Here is an 18,505-nt window from a genome sequence, read left to right on the forward strand (position 1 = left end):
GGAACGAAACCGAGGCAAGTCCACTACGTAAGTCCGAGAACATGCTTTCCATGGTCTCTGAGCTCGCCTTTGGGACCGACATATCGGTAGAGAGTGACGCGCTCGATGCCGAGTTCCTTGCAGAGATCGGAAACTGAAGTATCGCGCTGGGCCATGGCGGCTTGCGCGAGACGCACCTGAGCTTTGGTGAGCGCGAATTTTCGTCCGCCCTTGCGACCGCGCGCTCTCGCGGAGGCGAGACCCGCCATGGTGCGCTCTCGGATCAGATCCCGCTCGAACTCGGCCAAGGTGGCGAAGATTCCGAACACCATGCGACCGGACGCAGTCGTGGTGTCGATCTGAGCGCCCTTTCCAGTCAGAACCCGCAGGCCGATCTTGCGGTCTGACAGCTCCTTCACCGTGTTGACCAGATGGGCAAGCGATCGTCCGAGGCGATCGAGCTTCCAGACCACCAGCACATCGCCGTCACGCAATGACTTGAGGCAGGCAGTCAAGCCAGGGCGATCATCACGACCGCCGGAAGCAAGATCATCATAGATATTGTCCCGTTCGACACCTGCGGCGCGCAAGGCGTCGTGCTGCAGGTCGAGAGACTGCGAGCCATCGGCTTTGGAGACGCGGGCATATCCGATCAGCATGTATCACAAACGTTGGTTTGAGGCGGCGCTTCGGCCACGATTGCATTGACCTCTGGAAATGTATCTCAACCAGCTTCATAAACAAAGCGTCTTGAACGCTATCAGATTTTGAAAAAGGAACATGTATGCCGCGTCGCGTCACTCTAACCGATCGGCAGAAAGACGCGCTGTTGCGCTTGCCGACTTCACAGACGGATTTGCTCAAGCACTATACGCTGAGTGATGAAGACCTTGGGCATATCAGGCTGCGTCGGCGCGCTCACAACAGGTTCGGCTTCGCCCTGCAATTGTGTGTCCTGCGCTATCCCGGCCGGGTGCTGGCTCCAGGCGAACTGATCCCTGCAGAGGTCATCGAATTTATCGGAGCGCAGCTTGGCCTGGGTGCCGACGATCTCGTAGACTATGCTGCCCGCGAGGAAACACGGCACGAGCATCTTGCCGAGTTACGGGGGCTCTACGGCTTCCGCACCTTCTCCGGACGTGGTGCGAGCGAGCTGAAGGAATGGTTGTTCCGAGAAGCCGAGATGGCGGTGTCGAACGAGGATATCGCCCGTCGCTTCGTAGCCGAGTGCCGACGCACCCGCACTGTCCTTCCCGCGACATCCACGATCGAGCGGCTTTGTGCCGCGGCTCTCGTCGATGCCGAGCGACGCATCGAGACGAGGATCGCCAGTCGGCTGCCTATGTCGATCCGAGAACAGTTGCTGGCATTGCTCGAGGAGACGGCTGATGATCGGGTGACCCGTTTTGTGTGGCTGCGCCAGTTCGAGCCTGGCTCGAACTCTTCGTCGGCCAACCGGCTGCTCGACCGGCTCGAATATCTGCAACGCATCGATCTCCCCGAGGATCTGCTTGCCGGCGTTCCTGCCCATCGGGTGACTCGTCTGCGCAGGCAGGGTGAACGGTATTATGCCGACGGCATGCGCGATCTCCCGGAGGACAGGCGGCTTGCGATCTTGGCTGTTTGCGTCTCGGAATGGCAGGCGATGTTGGCCGACGCAGTGGTCGAAACCCACGACCGGATCGTCGGCCGTCTCTACCGTGCTTCGGAGCGTATTTGCCATGCAAAGGTCGCAGACGAAGCGGGGGTGGTGCGTGACACCCTGAAATCCTTCGCCGAGATCGGGGGCGCCCTGGTCGATGCACAGGATGATGGCCAGCCGCTGGGCGATGTCATCGCGAGTGGGTCAGGGTGGGACGGCTTAAAAACCCTTGTTGCAATGGCAACCAGGCTGACCGCCACCATGGCCGACGATCCGCTCAATCATGTGCTCGACGGTTATCACCGCTTCCGCCGATACGCTCCACGCATGTTGCGCCTGCTCGATCTGCGAGCTGCGCCCGTTGCACTGCCGCTTCTGGAAGCGGTGACGGCCCTTCGTACCGGTTTGAACGATGCCGCGATGACCAGCTTCTTGCGGCCCAGCTCGAAATGGCATCGCCACCTTCGGGCCCAGAGGGCTGGCGACGCTCGCCTATGGGAGATCGCGGTGCTGTTCCATCTGCGCGATGCGTTCCGCTCCGGAGATGTCTGGCTTACTAGGTCCCGGCGCTATGGCGATCTGAAACACGCACTCGTTCCGGCACAATCCATCGCGGAAGGCGGTCGTCTCGCTGTGCCATTGCGGCCGGAGGAATGGCTGGCAGACCGGCAAGCTCGCCTCGACATGCGGTTGCGCGAGCTTGGCCGTGCCGCTCGCGCAGGCACGATCCCGGGCGGGTCGATTGAAAACGGCGTTCTGCATATCGAGAAACTCGAAGCCGCCGCGCCGACAGGCGCCGAAGATCTGGTGCTCGATCTCTACAAGCAGATCCCGCCCACGCGCATCACCGATCTCCTGCTGGAGGTGGATGCGGCGACCGGCTTCACCGAAGCGTTCACCCATCTGCGCACAGGAGCACCCTGCGCTGACCGGATCGGGCTAATGAACGTTATCTTGGCGGAAGGGATCAACCTCGGCTTGCGCAAAATGGCGGATGCGACAAACACCCACACCTTCTGGGAATTGATCCGCATTGGACGGTGGCATGTCGAGGGCGAAGCCTATGACCGGGCGCTGGCCATGGTGGTCGAGGCACAGGCAGCGTTACCCATGGCCCGGTTCTGGGGCATGGGCACGTCGGCTTCGAGCGACGGACAGTTCTTCGTCGCTACAGAGCAAGGTGAGGCCATGAACCTGGTCAACGCGAAATATGGCAATACCCCGGGCCTGAAAGCCTATAGCCACGTCTCCGACCAATATGCGCCGTTCGCAACCCAGGTGATTCCTGCAACGGCAAGCGAAGCGCCTTACATCCTCGATGGCCTGCTGATGAACGATGCTGGACGCCATATCCGCGAGCAGTTCACCGACACGGGCGGCTTCACCGATCACGTCTTTGCCGCATGTGCCATTCTCGGCTACCGGTTCGCTCCGCGCATCCGCGACCTGCCATCCAAACGGCTCTACGCGTTCAATCCGTCGGCCGCCCCGGCGCACCTGCGAGCGTTGATCGGCGGAAAGGTCAACCAAGCCATGATCGAGCGCAATTGGCCCGACATCCTGCGCATCGCCGCCACCATTGCTGCCGGGACCGTCGCGCCAAGCCAGATTCTGCGGAAACTCGCCTCCTATCCGCGGCAGAACGAGCTCGCGACAGCCCTGCGGGAAGTCGGTCGCGTCGAGCGCACCCTGTTCATGATCGACTGGATTCTGGATGCCGAACTCCAACGGCGTGCCCAGATCGGGCTCAACAAAGGCGAAGCTCATCATGCGCTGAAGCGGGCAATCAGCTTCCACCGCCGCGGTGAAATCCGCGACCGTTCCGCCGAAGGCCAGCATTACCGCATCGCCGGCATGAATCTGCTCGCCGCCATCATCATCTTCTGGAACACCATGAAGCTCGGCGAGGTCGTTGCAAACCAGAAACGCGATGGAAAGCTGCTATCGCCCGATCTCTTGGCCCATGTTTCGCCGCTCGGATGGGAACACATCAATCTCACCGGAGAATATCGCTGGCCAAAGCCTTAGCGTAGGATTCCGCCCCCTCCCGCAAACGACCCCAATGAGCTGGCCACGGGCTGTGTAGAGAACTCGCACGTCGTAGTAATCCAGGTGATTGAGTTCTACGGTCACTCGCATGATTCGCGGCCGTGGTGAGCGCGTACCGGCCTTGGTGAAGGGGAGGATTCGAGCCTTGAAGGTTAGTCCGATTTCGCGGCCTTCGCTGGTTAGCCTTGCGAACTCGTGCGCTCCTAGGCTCATGAAGATGCCTAGTTGTGATGTCCAGGGACGTTGTTCTGGCCCCCGCCCGTAATGACACCGTGCCGATTCAAGAAGTATCTGTCCAGACCGCTTGCCATTGAAGGCATGTTAGAGTTTGGGGCATGTCGAGTCCCGAATCAGACAGGTCAGGGGTTGTCGGTCACACCGCCAGCCCCTTGAACCACTAGTTACGACGCCCACGATCTGTGTGGGCGTATGTCTGGCGTACCCGGGGCGCTGGCCGTGGTGACAAGAAGAACCATTTCTTGATCTCACACCTCGGAGTACTCGATGCCTTTTGCCCTCTACATGCTTGCCCTGGCGGTCTTCGTCATGGGCACTTCAGAATTCATGCTCGCGGGATTGCTCCCCGCGATCGCGACCGAACTTGACGTCTCGGTCGGCACTGCGGGCCTGCTGACCTCCGCATTCGCAGTCGGTATGGTCGTCGGCGCGCCAGTGATGGCGGCATTCGCTCGCCGTTGGCCACCGCGGCTCACATTGATCGTTTGCCTTCTCGTGTTCGCGGGAAGCCACGTCATCGGAGCGATGACACCAGTGTTCTCTCTCCTGCTCATCACCCGGGTGCTCAGCGCTCTCGCAAACGCAGGATTCCTCGCCGTAGCACTGAGCACGGCCACTACCCTCGTGCCAGCGAACCAGAAGGGGCGTGCACTGTCGATCCTGCTCTCCGGCACGACGATCGCAACCGTCGTGGGCGTCCCCGCCGGGGCACTGCTCGGCACAGCGCTGGGCTGGCGAACGACGTTCTGGGCGATCGCCATCCTCTGTATTCCCGCGGCCGTTGGAGTCATTCGTGGCGTCACGAACAATGTTGGTCGGAGCGAGACTAGCGCGACCTCACCAAGGCTCCGTGTCGAGCTCAGCCAGTTGGCGACGCCGCGGCTCATCCTGGCCATGGCACTCGGAGCGCTGATCAACGGAGGGACCTTTGCGGCATTCACCTTCCTGGCACCCATCGTGACCGAGACCGCGGGCTTGGCCGAAGCGTGGGTGTCCGTCGCGCTGGTGATGTTCGGCATCGGATCGTTCCTTGGCGTCACGATCGCAGGACGACTATCAGATCAACGACCTGGCCTCGTGCTCGCAGTCGGCGGACCGCTATTGCTGACAGGCTGGATCGTGTTGGCAGTGGTCGCATCTCATCCCGTTGCGCTTATCGTCCTCGTCCTCGTTCAGGGATTCCTGTCGTTCGGCGTCGGCAGTACTCTGATCACGCGTGTGCTGTATGCAGCATCGGGTGCGCCAACGATGGGCGGTTCGTACGCAACCGCAGCATTGAATATCGGAGCTGCAGCGGGGCCCGTGCTTGGTGCGCTCGGGCTCGCGACCGGGCTGGGGCTGCTCGCGCCGGTTTGGGTCGCTTCGGTGCTGACAGCGATCGCTCTCGTCATCATGCTTCTCACCAGACGCGCGCTTACGAAGACCGCGGCGGAGGCCAATTGATGACCCATCCGAACGCTCTTCTCACTCCTCGTGCCCGTCTCCGGTTAGCTCGGCTGATTGTCGAAGACGGCTATCCGGCCACGATCGCCGCAAAGATGTTCATGGTCTCCCCGATCACTGCCCGGAAATGGGCAGGCCGCTACCGGGAAGAGGGTGAGTTTGGGATGCAGGATCGCTCCAGCAAGCCGCACCGGATCCCAGGCAGGACGCCCGAGCATGTCAAGAAGAAGATCATCAACCTGCGCTGGCGGCTTCGACTGGGGCCAGCCCAGATCGCTGCGCGACTTGGTCTCTCGACGTCGACTGTTCACGCGGTCCTCGTCCGTTGCCGCGTGAACCGCCTCTCGCATATCGATCGTGTCACTGGCGAGCCATTGCGGCGATATGAGCATCCTCATCCGGGATCGTTGATTCATGTCGATGTCACGAAGTTCGGCAACATCCCCGACGGCGGTGGACATCGTTACGTAGGTCGGCAGCAAGGCGCACGGAACAAGCTCGCGACTCCGGGATTACCACGAGGAAAAGATCACAAGCCGCGCACCGGGACGGCGTTCGTTCACACAGTCATCGACGACCACTCCCGCGTCGCATACGCAGAAATCTGGTCGGATGAGCAGGCGAGCACAGCGGTGGGAGTTCTCGAACGCGCCGTGGCCTGGTTCGCCGAACGAGGCGTGACCGTCGAGCGAGTCCTATCCGACAACGGGTCGGCATACAGATCCCACGCATGGAGGGACTTCTGCGCTCGGCTCGGCATCCGACACAAGCGGACACGCCCCTACCGGCCGCAGACGAACGGGAAGATCGAGCGATTCCACCGCACGCTCGGGGACGGCTGGGCCTATGCCAGGTTTTACGGTTCAGAGGCCGAACGACGCCTGGCGCTGCCCGGCTGGCTCCACTTCTACAACCACCACCGACACCACTCTGCGATTGGCGGCGTACCCTTCGACCGACTCAACAACGTCCCTGGACATCACACCTAGTCCTACCTGCTGTCGGATAGTGTCTGCAACATTCATTTGGTGCTCCTTGCGGTTGGCTGGTGGTTAGTCCAGCGAGGTTTCCGTGTTGATACTTTAATTCTAGTCTAGTTGGTCATTAAATACAAGTCAGAGATGTTCCTTTTGGGTAAGAAAAGCCCCTCCCGGCTTCTAGGCTGGGAGGGGCTTTGAGCTAGTCTTCGATGGTGGCCAGCTGGTGACGCGCGGCCACGTTCTGCATTATGTCGGAAATGCTGTTAGGTTCCGCGTCCACGATGCCGCATTTTGCGAGGTCTTCCATCGTGAAGTGCAAGAGTGTTTCGCGGTGGTCTGGGTGAATGCCGAGATAGGTTTCTTCGGCGGCTTCTTTCACTTCGTCACTGGTTAGGACTTGCACCGGCAAGCGGAAGGCTTCTGCGATCTCATAGATGATTTCAGTGACTCGTTCTTCGCAGATTTGGTCTACGTGAATGCCGAGGTGTTCCAGGGTAATTGAATCGTATTGGCAGCTCATATTGTGCTCCTTGTGGTTGGCTGGTGGTTAGTCCAGCGTGGTTTCCGTGTTGATACTTTAATTCTAGTCTAGTTGGTCATTAAACACAAGGTGACTAGAGCCTATTTGCTGTAATCTCGGAATTTCTAGTATGTCTAGTTAGTCCTTTATATCGTGCCGATTGCGAAAGCTGGCGCAGGTTGGTGGCTCGTTCCTGATAAGCGGAGCAGTGCCGGTGAAGGTATGCAGAGTCAACCCGTAGGGCGGTGGAGGAGAAAAATTTTTGCAAGGAGCTTGCGACGAAGACAAAAAATTTTCGGGGGAGCCGGGGCGCAGCCCTTGCGCGGAATACCGTTCCGGCAATGATGGAGCATCAGGGGCGAGACTCCACAGTTAGGCGAAGGGCAGAACGTAAATACAGCGGATCTTTTTGTCAGTGTCAGGGCGTAGCCTTGGCACGTTATGCCAGAGGAATTTGTAGACGTTAGTTTTACGGCAGCCGGTGCGCCCTGGAAGATCCGACGTGGCGGCCGTGTCTGGCAAGTCGTGGTGGAGCCGACCTGCCATTTTGAGCGGGTCAATTGGTGGGAAGACCTGACCTTCAAGGTCAGGAAGGGTGCTGCCGACAGAATTGACTATGCCGTATGGCTGGTGCAAGTACGGTTAGGCGCTAATCCGAGGTCGGATATTTTGACCTGGGAGCTGGTGGAGCATCCACGCATTGATTCCTGGTCTGTGCGCGAGGTGGCATAAGTTTGTAAGATCTAGGTGATATTTCGACCTATCGCGGCGGCAAAAGCTACTAAGAATCCGAGCATGACTGCTGCATACAACCAACGTAGTTCGGTTGTTTGTGGTTGGTTTTCTTGGCTGAATCGGTAGTGGCCGCGCGCGGCCGCGCCCATCACGAGGATTGTTCCTGCGGCGCTGGTGTAGATCCAGCCGTCACGTCCTGGTGTGATGAAAAGAAATACCAGGTAGATAAGTCCAAAGATTATTGCTGCGCGCGCCTGGGTTAGATGGTGCGTTGCTTGTTCTGGGTTTTGTGTCATGAGTGCTGCTTTCTCAGAGATCCGTGCACATGCCATGCTCGCATGTCGTGTGCTAACTCGAGTACTAAACGTGTGGCTTGTGTGCGGGTGGTCGATTGGTTCCTGCTGTCCAGCATGTGTGCGAAAAAAGCAGCGGAGCGGGAGGGCTTTTTTCGTGCCCATGTGGGCAGGAGGCTAGGAACATGATCCGGCTCGGCGTGCAGCTGCCAGGGCGGCTCGTGCGGCCGCCGCACCTCGGGAGGCTGTGGTGCGCAGTTGTGGGCGTTGGGCGGCCTGCTGGGCGTGGCGTTCGGCTGCGGCTCGTGCTGCTGCGCGTGCCTGGTTGCTGGCGGCTGCTGCGCGCTGGGAGCGGCTGAGCATGATTTCGCCGGTGGCGGTACGCCACTGGTTGAGCCGGTGCAGGATCGCTGCGCGCAGGATGCGGCAGTAGTCGATGTAGGACTGAGTTTCATGGTTGTGCTGGGGGAGTGCTCCCCAGGATTCCTTGCCGTGCAGGCCTGGTGTGGTTCGCCATTCCAAGGCGTGCTGGAAATCTGAGATTGTCCATCCGGCATCGAAGAATGGCTTGGCGATGTGGAGGATATTTTTCTTGGAAAAACGGGCAAAATCTGGCATCCGACGCAAGATTTCAGCGGCAGCCGATAGCCCCTGTCCTCTAGAGCTGATCGTTCTGTGAGCTGGCCACAGCTCAACTGGTCGATGCCCGGTTTGGTGAGTTCGCACGGCGGAGCCGTGCCCAAAAAGTTTTTCAGTGCCGCGTAGCGGCTCATTGTGAGTGTTTTCTTCGCGCGTGCGCGTGTAGGAACTTACTTCGTAAGTGGTTAACCCCCCTACGGGGAGGGGTTCTAAGTTATTTCCACAGGCCGCGCGGTTTGGGGTTTGCTGGGCTGGCCGGGTAGCGGTGGTATCTTCGGCGTCCTGGGGGCGCAAGCCTAGCCCGATAGGGCGGCAAACGACGTATACCGGGGCTTCGTTTTGTGCTTGCTGGCCAGCTTTGGCGGCGTATTCGGCGCTGCGGCCGGAGGCGACGATGCCGAGGATTCCGTGGGTGCGCAGGAAACGCAGCGCGTTGCCTACGGTGGCGCGGGATACGCGGGCTTTGGTGGCCACGGTATCCCAGGTGATGCGCACCGTCATGCTGTCGTGGTCGGTGTAGCGCAGGAGGACCCAGAGCACGGCCAGGATGTTTCGTTTGCAGTCGGCACGGCGTGCCAGTAGCTCGTCGAGGGATCGGGTGGCGCGCCATGCTTGGGCGGTGTGGTCGATCTTCTTGCTGCCGGTGGGGATTGCCCAGGCTATGGCTCGGTCGGAGGTTTCCTGGGCGCGTGAGACACGCCGGATGCGTACCGGGGCAGCGGTGTGAGCGTGCTTGGTGGCCATTGCTTCTTTGGCCGCGTTGAACTGCGTCTTGCCCTTGGTGGTGAACCCTTCGGGTGTTTCTGCCTTGGCGAATGGGCGGTGGCCTTTGGCCGTGTGAGCCAGGATTGCGGCTACTCGGCCGTCTTTAGGACGCGTGCAGCGAGGTGCAGGTGTGAGGATATTCGCGTGACTTTCACGCATATCTAGGGTTTCTACAGTTGTTTTGTCGCGCGCGGACGCTACTATAGACATATAACGTCTTTCCTGTAAGAGGGTAAAGAAAGGGGAGCGTCCGGCTTGGTAACCGGAAGCTTCTGGTCAATCTGGTCTGCGGTACTCGCCAAAGTTATGGCAGATCAGATTCGAATTCTTAGAAAAGGCCGCGCACTGCGTGGCCTTTTTCTTTTAAGGCTTATCCACTGGCAGCTGCTCCTGTTTATCCACGTCAAGCAAATAAGACAGATCCGGCAGCTCGCCGTTCCCATCTTCCCTGAGAACAGTAATCAAGCTATCGAGATACCGCGCTGCGCTCATTCGGCTAGTTTTGGCCGCGCGAGTGACCGCCTCCCGGCTCTCAGGTGCCACACGGCCCTGTAGAAGCACCGTTGGCGCGTTATCTTCTCTGCGCGTTCTCATGTTTCCAACCTATACGGTATGCATACAACTGTGAAGTCTTTGGCCTGTGTGTCGCAAAAAAGCTGTGGCGCGTTTCTTGAACGCGCCACAGCTTTTTCTATAAGCCTCTGGCTACCGCAGCGGCCGCAGCGAGCCACGCGCGCTGTGTAGCTGGGCGCAGCGCCTCGTAACGGATACGTCCGGCTTTCAATGCCGGGTCGTAGGGAACAATCACGACAGCACGAACCAGTGGCTCAAAGAGCTTGGCAATACGCTGCGCCTCGGTGCGGTCTTCTGCCTTCCATTGGGAAATAATCACCACGGCTTCCCTAGCCAACTTCTCCCCGTGTTCGTCACGCGCTGCAAGAGTTTGGAGGGTCAGCCGCGCAGCTTCGGCGCGGTCTTCCATGGTGGTAGTTGGAATGACCAGCTGGTCGGTATGTTCCATCATTGCGCGCCAGTTGGCAGCTCGTGCGGTGTTGCCTGAGTCCATTACGATCATGCGGAAGTAGCGTGATGCTACTGCGTGGGCTTCGTGGACTTCGGAGGCCTGGATCTCGTGATCGCCTTCGTCGTTCTCGTCGGATCGCAGAACATCGTATTTGTCTTCGGTCTGGTGGTGTACGTATCCGGCCATGAGGCCTTGCGTAGCCGTTGGAGACATGAGAAGTTCTTGATCTCGGAGTACATCAAGCACGCTGGCTCCGTGCGTGCCTTGCTCTGTTCGCCAGCCTAGAGTTCCTTGGTTTTCATTGTTATCCCATGCGAGCACCCCGCCGCCGCCATACCTGGCGTATACCGCCGCAAGGCACGCTACGGTTGGAGTTTTGTTGCTGCCGCCCTTTCGATTGGCTACGGCGATGGTGCGGATACCTGGCCAATGCTGAGACACGGCTTGAATGTCTTCCCGTTCCGAGAGTTCAGCAGCCGAAGGCTGCGGCCGGATGCCCAGGAATTTGAACCAGGAACGCACGCCCTTTGTCGCGGGGGCAATAGGGTCATCATTCGTGAGGAATGACGTTTCCCGGAGGCTACGCCGTGACGGGTAGGTGTCTTCGTCCTTCGGTGTTTCCTTGGCCGGTGCGCTCACTGGTTCCTCTTTTACCTTGGGGGCGGGGGCTGCTGGCTCGGCCTTTTCAATGGCCTCGACTTCCTGGCCGGCTACTACCTGTTCAACAGATTCTTCGGTTGCTTCTTCCATATGGCCATTTGGGTGGATCAGCATAGTGAACTCGCCGCTAGGGTCAACGGAAGTGAAGGTCACGGGCTTATCCAGGCGTGCAGCATGGTTTAGGGCAACATCGCGGATTATCATCCGTGCATCTTCCAGGCTCTTGCCTTTGATCTTCTGGCTGCGGCCGTCAATGGTGATGAGCGCCGAGCCATCCTTTTCGGTTTGTGCGTGAATTGACATGCTGATCGCTCCCTTTACTTGCTGAGATCTATGTTGAGTTCGCTCTTGGTCGGCTGGTCAATCTTGGTGACTTTGCCGCTCTTTTCATCCATCGTTACCCACCAGGTAGCCTGTGCCTCGGGTTGGCCGGATGCTCCACCGCTACGCAGCATCCAGTCCACGTTGTAATTGACAAGCACGCCTACACGGTAGGTGTGCTTGCTTTCTTCGCCGGTAGCATCGTTGAGCCACACCCGTTCGGCGTTAGCTTCCACGGTTAGCGAAGTAACTTGTTCGGGGTCGTAAATGTCTGCCCATACTGGTGCAAATGACTTGGCCAGTTCAGGTGAAAATTCTGCGCTCAGATATCCTTGCTGCCTTGCTTCATCTGAAACTGGGCTGCTCCATTTAGCGGCCGCGACCGCCGCATTTGATGCCGCTTGCTCACGGTCTTTGTCGAATGACATCAGCCCATCGAATTTTCCATCACTGGGGCTGGGCGTGATCGATGGTGTTGGGGTAGCTGACTGGCTCGGCTCATTGGCAGTCGGGGCAGTTGTTGGTTCAGCTGCTGGTTCTGAGTTGTTGGCAGCCCAGACAATGCCGCCGATGATTGCCGCAACGATGACAGCTGCCAATGCGCCGAATATTATGAGCTTCTTCTTATCAATCATGGGGTTATGCCTTTCGCTTCAAGATATGGAAGTGGGTCGATACTCTTGCCATTTTGTATTGTCGGCCCGGAAACGTCTGTTCCTGGCTTGTTGATCTGGAAATGTAGATGGCGGCCGCTGCTATTGCCTGTAGCTCCTGGCTGGCCTAGTGGCGTACCTGCTGGCACTACGTCGCCAACGTTGCTGCTGTTGACTGTCAGGCTTCCTGCTGCCGCTTCGTGGAACTCAAAGACCAGATGTGGTTCTTCAACTTGCACTGCGTAGATGTATTCACCATATGAATCCCAGAGAGGATCTGATGTTCCTTTGCCAACATAGGTAATTTTCATCTCCGTGGGTGCATAGAAGAATTTGCTGATTCCTCCTGCCAGGTCGATGCCTTCGTGGAATAGAAGGAACGGCATTCCCGCACAGGACACGAGCGGACATGGCCGAGGGCCATAGTCAGATGTAAGGCGGCTTCCAGGCATGGGGTTTGTCCATTCGCCTGGGCCGAGTTCAAGTGGCATAGGCAATGGGTTTTCGCACTGCACCTTGGCTGCGGACATGATGATCTTGACGTAATCGACGGTTTCAGGAAATGGCGGGATTCCGGCGTAGTGCTGTACTGCACCCGGTCCAGCGTTGTACCCGGCGAGACTGAGCTTCAAGATTTCTTCTTCGTTGTCGCTGAGGTAGCTCACCATTTCACGAATATCGGCCATGTATCGGCCTTGAGCGTCGATTCCAGCTTGCCCATCGAATGGGTCTTTGCCGTTGCCGTACTGTTCCCAAGTGCCGGGCATGAACTGGGCTATGCCTCGCGCGCCAACGGGTGAAACAGCTTTTGGATTCCAGTTGGATTCTTGCTGGATCTGGGCTGCAATGAGGCTAGTTGGCATTTGTGCGGTCTTGGCTGCTTTCTCCACGGCGTCCTTGTATTCGGCCGGGATTGACACTGCTTGGCCATTTATGCCGTTGTCACACGAAATCGGGGATTCCAGCCTTTTGCGTTCTTCTTCTACTCCTGGCAAGAACCAGCCGATGGTGGCGATTACAACAATCACGATGGCCACGATAGCCACCACAGTAAGCAGCACGGGAGACGAACTGGCGATGGCGCTGACCGCTGTTACTGCCGCGCGGATAGCGTGGGCAACGGCGGCTGTAGCTCGTGAGATAGCCATAGATCCGCGGCTAATTTGCGAGCCTACCTGTGTGGCCGCTTGGCCTGTTTTCCGCGCCGTTGCTGCCCCTTGCTTGGCCTTGGCGCGTTGGCGAACAGCTGCCCCGGCTGTGCGCAAGTTGCGGCCGCCTTTGCCGACTTCTTGTGCTGCTTCCTTGACTCGCTTGCCAGCGTTGGCCATATCTCCTGCAGCACGCTTGGTGCTTTGGGCAGCTTTCCCGGTTTCCTGGACTGCCGCTTTAATATCTCCGGCCGCAGCACCGAATTTCTTGGGTAAATGGGCGGCGTTTTTTAGCGTTTTTGGCGCCTTTTTCAGAAGGCCGCTGGCTTGGTCATAGCTGTCTTCTTCGTTGGTGGCCTGCGAATATGCGTTCTTTCCCGCACTTCCCGCACCTTTCCCAAACCGCGAACCGGCACGGGTGGTGTGGAATGAGGATTTCCCGGCGTGCAATCCAGCTTTCGCGGCATTGCCTGTGGCTTTAGCCGAGTCGCCAGCCGCGCGCGCTCCGCTGGATCCCGCTTTGCGCGCGTTTTTCCCCGCGCCGCTGAGCGCTTCCTTCACTCCTTTTGCCGGTGCAGCGTCGCTGTCACGGCCACCGTTGACTAGTCGTTCATTCCTAGTGTTCAGGTTGAGCCGTGACAACTTCTGACTGGCATCAGAACCGTTGTCTTTGCGGCGCAGATTCCGCATGGCTTACTCCTGGAAGGTCGTTTGGTACAGCCCGTAGAGAAGGGAGGATTCTGGGATGATGCTGTCGAATCCGACAATATGGCCACCGCTCTTAAGCAGTCCTTGGCCAGCCCGTACATTCTCGAACTTGTTGCGCTGTTCTGAGCTGAAATTCATCAGATCGCACAGGCTCGTTGCGTCAGTTTCTTTCTGTCCAAGGATGGCCAGGAAATCGCAGTTCGCCAGCATGATGCGTGCGTGCTCGTTGTTAAGTACTGACTCGATGTTCTGGGTGATGCCGGTTGGATACATGCCCCATTTACGCGCACGAGCGTAGAAGGTCTGGAAGACTTCTGCCGTGTGGTCATCGTTGAAAAGCATATGGAACTCGTCAATGTAGACCCAGGTACGGATTCCCTTGGAACGGTTGCGCACTACCCGGTTCCAGATCTGATCGAGAACAACCATCATGCCAAAGCTCTTTAGCTGGTTACCCAGCTTGGAGATATCCCAGACAATCAAACGATTCTGAATATCAACGTTGGTCGGCTTGGAGAATCCACTGAGTGACCCCTCCGTGTAGATTTCCAGCGCTCGTGCCAGTGCCTTGCCATCGTTTTCTTCGCTGCCCATCAGGCCATTGCGCAAATCATGCAGGGTTGGCATGTTGGCGGTTGCCGGATCTTCGCGGTATTCGTTCTCATACCTCGAGTACATGGCAATCGTCACCCGGTCAATCAACGAGCGCGCTTCTGGGCTTAGCCCGACTGCGCCGCCGATAAGAGTCTCAAGCATCGATAGCACGAATTCGCTCTTGGCCTTGATCGGGTCATCTTCGGTATTTCCCTCGAACTCAATGTCGAAGGGGTTCACTCGGTCTTCGCTACCTGCATGGATGCGAACAATCGCGCCGCCCAGGGCGGTGGCCAGTGGTTCGTATTCATGTTCAGGGTCAATGATGATGATTTCATCGTTCGGCCGGTCAATCACGGTTCCCGTGATTTCGGATTTGGCGAACACGCCCTTGCCAGATCCAGATGTACCAAGGATGAAGCCGTTGCCGTTGGGGGTCTTGGTTCGGTCAGCCACCACAGGGTTGGAAGAATCAGTGTTAATGCCGTACCAGTGGCCACCTGGCATGAAAAGTTCTTGGGTCGTGAATGGCACGAGGATTGCTGCCGATGCGCTGGTCATTGCTCGACGCATGGGCACGGCACGCCGACCAATAGGCAACTGGGTAGTAATCCCCTCGTACTGCATGTAGCGCAGTTCCTCGGCAGTAACCGACTGTTTGCGCAGCGCTCTTTTCGCACGCTTGATGTTCTGGTCTAGTTCTTCTGCTGATGGTGCGGAGATTCCGATAACCATTACTGTCGAGAAGATTTTTTGGCTTGAATCCGAGATTTCCTTGCGGAGATCCCGTGCTTCTTCGAGGTTGTCTTTGAGCGTTTGCGGCAGGTATTCCTCGCCTAGCCCTTGCTTCTGCAGTTTCTTGCTTTCGGCAATCTTCTGCATTTCAAGTTCCGCAATCTGGCGTTCGACCAAGCTTTTTCCTTCAAGCTGCTCGAAAGCTTCCAGATGCAAACTCACTGTCAGATCGCACTTGATTTCGGTTAGCTCGGTGATCACCCGGTCAGAGAGCCAGGTCGGGTAGTCGCGTACCCACAACACCGAGTGGTAGGTGTCAGCGCTCGCGTTGCGGAAGACTACCGGGCCGCTGCGTTCGGCATTTTCCAAGGCGTAGGGAGCAATGTAGTCATGCGTTGCTCGCCGTGGCTGGTCTGCAAATTCTTCTTCGGAGAAAGCAAACAATTCGTAGGGGCGCAGAATATGCGACATTACAGCCAATCGCTCGGTGCGAGTCAGCCTAGTTGCCTTGCAGTCCTTCATGCCCCGCAGTTCAGCTTGTACGGCATGTTCCAGGCGTGTCAGCGTGGATTCTGCCTTCTGCTGGTCAGGTTCCTGGACGGTGATCGTCAGATACTTTTCGGTCACTGTGTTGCCGCTAGAGGTGGCCAGCTTTCCGCGTACGATCTTGTTGTGGTCTTCGCGGTACTCGTCGTACTGGTCGCCCCGGTAAGCCTTCTGTACCAGGCGTGCTACGTCTGCATCGTCCAGAACTCGGTTGATCACTGTTTCCTGAATACGCGAACCTGCATCGAACGAATTCAGAAATCGTGCCCACTTATCAAGGATGACTTCTTGGTCGTTCTGCGCCGCAGAAACGTAGTTGATATCCGAGATTTTGAGGGTCATTGACCATTCGTCAGATCCTAGATACGCCACGCCGCTGGGGAGCATCGTGTGATACCCCAGTACGTCGCGGGTTTTTTTCGGTGCGGCTTTGAACGCACCTTTTGCGGCTGCATTGTCGATGCCTGTCTTGCCAGCAGCGGCGCGTTTACCGGCTTCGGCGGGTTCTGCGTCCTTGCTCTTGCGAATGCTCGCTAAGACTCCTGGCAAGCCGCGTTTCTTTGAACTCCGGCTGCCGGTGTCGCTTCGACCGCTTGGCAGGCTGGCCATGTCCGTGTTCAGATACGGATTGGTAGTTTCGTTTGATGCTGGTGTGTTGGTAGGTGTCTTCATAGGTAATGACCTTCGTGGTAAGAGCATGTCGGAAGAAGTACTGAATGTAGACCTCGGGTGTCAGCCCCATTGGTCTCCACCACGCCCAGAAAGCTACGGGAACGATAAAGGGGAACATGGCGTACATTCCCACGGTGGTGGCAGCGTTGAGAGATTCTTGCGTGTCCGGGTTATTGAGCGCCCCGGCAGCTAGGTATTGATCCCAGCTACCCCCGTTGGATATAAGCACAGCTGTTGTCACTACTGCGAATACCCCGCCACCGCCAAAAACCATGATGGCTAAGGCTCCGATACGCCGCCAGGTAAGGCCGAACATGGGCTTTGCTTCGTATGCTGCAATGTCCTTATGGACTTTCATTTCCAATGCCATGTTTAGCCCTCACCCAGAACGGATTTGGCCAGTGAGTTGGCTTGGAATAGGAGGAATATCAGCACAAGCGGAGCAATGATAAAGGTTCCAAAGTTCCCAGCGACGAAGCCCAGTGCATCTCCGTCGTAGTTGATCTCTTTGGCAATCCACCCGCTCATAAGTGCCTGGTAAAGCTTGACGGCTAGAACCAGCACTGCGCCGGTAATGGCTACAACGCCGTAGCGTTTCAGGTAGCCGATGCCTATTTGCTTGGTGTCTTCATGAGAAAGGAAAGCGATAGGCAATGAGGCAAATGCGTTCATGATGTACATCTGCAAGAAGCGCATGAACACGAGAACTGTTGCCACGACAGTTCCGAAAGCAGACACCACGTATGGAATGAGAAGAACCATCACCATTCCTGCTTGGTTCATGGTTCCTGCGTCTTCAACGTCTTTGCGCATCTGGTCGCCCAATTTGATGGTTTCCCCGCTGCCACCTATCGATACGTTGTTGGCGGTGGTTGCAATCCATTGCGCGACACCTGCAATGCCGTCCAAGATGACAATGGCACTCTGGCAAACCATCAGTACCATTGCCACCTTGAACATGCTTGCAGCAACAATCTTGATACCTAGTTCGCGGTCGGATTCGATCTTGGTCGAGTTGGTGGCCAACATCATCGAAGCAATGATGGCCAGCACAATCGACGTGACCGGCTTAACCGCTGTGTTATGGATCAACACGGCCGCGTTATACATCGCTGGTTGGTATTCGGCTGGCGACAGCAACACGTTTCCTACGCCCCCGCTGGCGGCGCTGGATATCGTGTTGAGCATTGAAACGATAATGTCATCCATGATTTAAATTGCGAGGGTCTTGAACAGCGCTGCGGCGGCAAGAATCAGGCCGCCGCCGACAACCTGCCACACGCCGGTTTGAATCTGAGGGCCGTTATGGTCTTTGAGGCCACCGCCGAGGACGATAGCTCCCCAGAGAAGCCACAAGCCGCCGCCAAGCATGGCGAACCCCGAAATGAGGTCTAGAACTGACTGGAGTAGTGGAGGCATGAGATAATCCTTTCAAGGAGTTTGAACTATTACGTAATCTATCATAGGGAGTGTGGATATGACTACAAAATCGACTAATGGGCGGCGACAGTGACCGAGCATCTACTTAACGACCGTGAACGCGCGGTTCTAGAACACCTAACACCACGCCGATTCGAGCTACTTTTGCTGGCTTGCCAGCTACCACAACCGTTCACTGCACCAGAGCTAAAAGCCCTATACAGCGAGGTAAACCCCCGCACCATATCTCTCGATCTGGAAAGCCTGGAACGGGGGAAAATTGTGAAGGCAACACCCCCAGCGGATCAACCGCGCCGGGGGCAGCCAATTTACTTCGAGTTAGTACCAGATATACCGGAAGTTCTTGAACGCTTAGCTTCTACTGCCGGTAACGCCTGGGCATCTATACGCCCAGCTTCCGAGACTTAAACGGGTGCAGCCCACGGATTTTGACTATGGCTAGTTCGTCAGCGAGGCCGCCAACTTCATCTGGCTCCATGAGCGGCCGTTTCATCGTCCGGTCGCTCTTTGTCCATGATCCTGTTGCACCGTAGCTCCGGGAATTATCCTGGGAGATAACGGTCTCGTTGCCCAACCGCTTAGACATCCACTCGGCCGTTTGCTGATCATTCGTTCCCAGGAACAGCGTTGTATCGCAGTTACCCACGATGCCATCCCATTCATCCTTGAACAGGGCTTTGCCCTGGCTATAGGACTGCATCACGATGCTTGCGCTGATTCCG

17 protein-coding genes are annotated in these 18,505 nt (G+C 57.4%); 5 read left to right on the top strand and 12 right to left on the bottom strand.

Translation table 11 applies throughout. The annotated features are described in order from the left end of the window. Positions 1 to 23: 23 nt before the first annotated feature. The gene (locus tag AB4Y71_RS16935; RefSeq protein WP_000904906.1) at positions 24 to 638 is read right to left on the bottom strand and encodes a recombinase family protein; all 615 of its coding nucleotides are present in this window, start codon (positions 636 to 638) and stop codon (positions 24 to 26) included. 125 nt (positions 639 to 763) lie between these two features. Here AB4Y71_RS16935 and AB4Y71_RS16940 point away from each other — a divergent pair, with 125 nt between their 5' ends. The 4 genes from AB4Y71_RS16940 (at position 764) to AB4Y71_RS16955 (ending at position 6,339) form a co-directional block, all read left to right on the top strand. Beyond that, positions 764 to 3,649 (top strand): Tn3 family transposase, encoded by a 2,886-nt coding sequence (locus AB4Y71_RS16940; RefSeq protein WP_001138082.1) that lies wholly within the window; start codon positions 764 to 766, stop codon positions 3,647 to 3,649. A gap of 450 nt (positions 3,650 to 4,099) precedes the next feature. Next, on the top strand, positions 4,100 to 4,153 hold the full coding sequence (locus tag AB4Y71_RS16945; protein ID WP_011113070.1) for a chloramphenicol resistance leader peptide: 54 nt from the start codon (positions 4,100 to 4,102) through the stop codon (positions 4,151 to 4,153). A 21-nt stretch (positions 4,154 to 4,174) separates the two neighbouring features. Then, positions 4,175 to 5,350, top strand: coding sequence for a chloramphenicol efflux MFS transporter Cmx (gene cmx / locus AB4Y71_RS16950; protein WP_005297378.1), 1,176 nt, complete (start codon positions 4,175 to 4,177; stop codon positions 5,348 to 5,350). Further along, positions 5,350 to 6,339, top strand: coding sequence for an IS481-like element IS5564 family transposase (locus AB4Y71_RS16955; RefSeq protein WP_011113072.1), 990 nt, complete (start codon positions 5,350 to 5,352; stop codon positions 6,337 to 6,339). Before cmx ends, AB4Y71_RS16955 begins: the two co-directional genes overlap by 1 nt. A gap of 190 nt (positions 6,340 to 6,529) precedes the next feature. Here AB4Y71_RS16955 and AB4Y71_RS16960 read toward each other — a convergent pair whose 3' ends face one another. Beyond that, complete coding sequence (locus tag AB4Y71_RS16960; protein WP_441722298.1) at positions 6,530 to 6,850, bottom strand: hypothetical protein; 321 nt, start codon at positions 6,848 to 6,850, stop codon at positions 6,530 to 6,532. Between the two features lie 441 nt (positions 6,851 to 7,291). Between AB4Y71_RS16960 and AB4Y71_RS16965 the strand changes: the two genes are divergently transcribed. Beyond that, positions 7,292 to 7,582, top strand: a complete 291-nt coding sequence (locus tag AB4Y71_RS16965; protein ID WP_441722301.1) for a hypothetical protein — start codon at positions 7,292 to 7,294, stop codon at positions 7,580 to 7,582. A gap of 11 nt (positions 7,583 to 7,593) precedes the next feature. Here AB4Y71_RS16965 and AB4Y71_RS16970 read toward each other — a convergent pair whose 3' ends face one another. The 10 genes from AB4Y71_RS16970 to AB4Y71_RS17015 form a co-directional block, all read right to left on the bottom strand. Continuing rightward, entirely contained in the window at positions 7,594 to 7,881 is a 288-nt protein-coding gene (locus AB4Y71_RS16970; RefSeq protein ID WP_441722304.1) for a hypothetical protein, read from the bottom strand. Positions 7,882 to 8,055: 174 nt separating this feature from the next. Then, positions 8,056 to 9,441: a hypothetical protein gene (locus AB4Y71_RS16975; RefSeq protein ID WP_441722307.1), complete on the bottom strand. Its 1,386-nt coding sequence runs from the start codon at positions 9,439 to 9,441 to the stop codon at positions 8,056 to 8,058. A gap of 532 nt (positions 9,442 to 9,973) precedes the next feature. After that, positions 9,974 to 11,269 (bottom strand): chromosome partitioning protein ParA, encoded by a 1,296-nt coding sequence (locus tag AB4Y71_RS16980; RefSeq protein WP_441722309.1) that lies wholly within the window; start codon positions 11,267 to 11,269, stop codon positions 9,974 to 9,976. Positions 11,270 to 11,283: 14 nt separating this feature from the next. Next, the gene (locus AB4Y71_RS16985; RefSeq protein ID WP_441722312.1) at positions 11,284 to 11,922 is read right to left on the bottom strand and encodes a hypothetical protein; all 639 of its coding nucleotides are present in this window, start codon (positions 11,920 to 11,922) and stop codon (positions 11,284 to 11,286) included. Next, positions 11,919 to 13,778, bottom strand: coding sequence for a transglycosylase SLT domain-containing protein (locus AB4Y71_RS16990; protein ID WP_441722314.1), 1,860 nt, complete (start codon positions 13,776 to 13,778; stop codon positions 11,919 to 11,921). The genes AB4Y71_RS16985 and AB4Y71_RS16990 overlap by 4 nt, the downstream gene beginning before the upstream one ends. Positions 13,779 to 13,781: 3 nt before the next feature. Then, positions 13,782 to 16,220, bottom strand: coding sequence for a VirB4-like conjugal transfer ATPase, CD1110 family (locus AB4Y71_RS16995; protein ID WP_441722317.1), 2,439 nt, complete (start codon positions 16,218 to 16,220; stop codon positions 13,782 to 13,784). Further along, a complete protein-coding gene (locus AB4Y71_RS17000; protein ID WP_441722320.1) occupies positions 16,159 to 16,713 on the bottom strand; it encodes a PrgI family protein in 555 nt (184 codons plus the stop codon). The genes AB4Y71_RS16995 and AB4Y71_RS17000 overlap by 62 nt, the downstream gene beginning before the upstream one ends. A 2-nt stretch (positions 16,714 to 16,715) precedes the next feature. Next, positions 16,716 to 17,552 carry a type IV secretion system protein gene (locus tag AB4Y71_RS17005; protein ID WP_431494289.1) on the bottom strand — a complete coding sequence of 279 codons (837 nt, stop codon included), beginning with the start codon at positions 17,550 to 17,552 and terminating at the stop codon, positions 16,716 to 16,718. Positions 17,553 to 17,555: 3 nt separating this feature from the next. Further along, on the bottom strand, positions 17,556 to 17,762 hold the full coding sequence (locus AB4Y71_RS17010; protein WP_431494290.1) for a hypothetical protein: 207 nt from the start codon (positions 17,760 to 17,762) through the stop codon (positions 17,556 to 17,558). Positions 17,763 to 18,165: 403 nt separating this feature from the next. Beyond that, positions 18,166 to 18,505: type IV secretory system conjugative DNA transfer family protein (locus tag AB4Y71_RS17015; RefSeq protein ID WP_441722322.1), on the bottom strand; the 340-nt coding region annotated here is incomplete at its 5' end.

Origin of the sequence: Glutamicibacter sp. MCAF14 (genome assembly GCF_052114325.1) — a bacterium.
GTDB classification, from domain to species: Bacteria; Actinomycetota; Actinomycetes; order Actinomycetales; family Micrococcaceae; genus Glutamicibacter; species Glutamicibacter arilaitensis.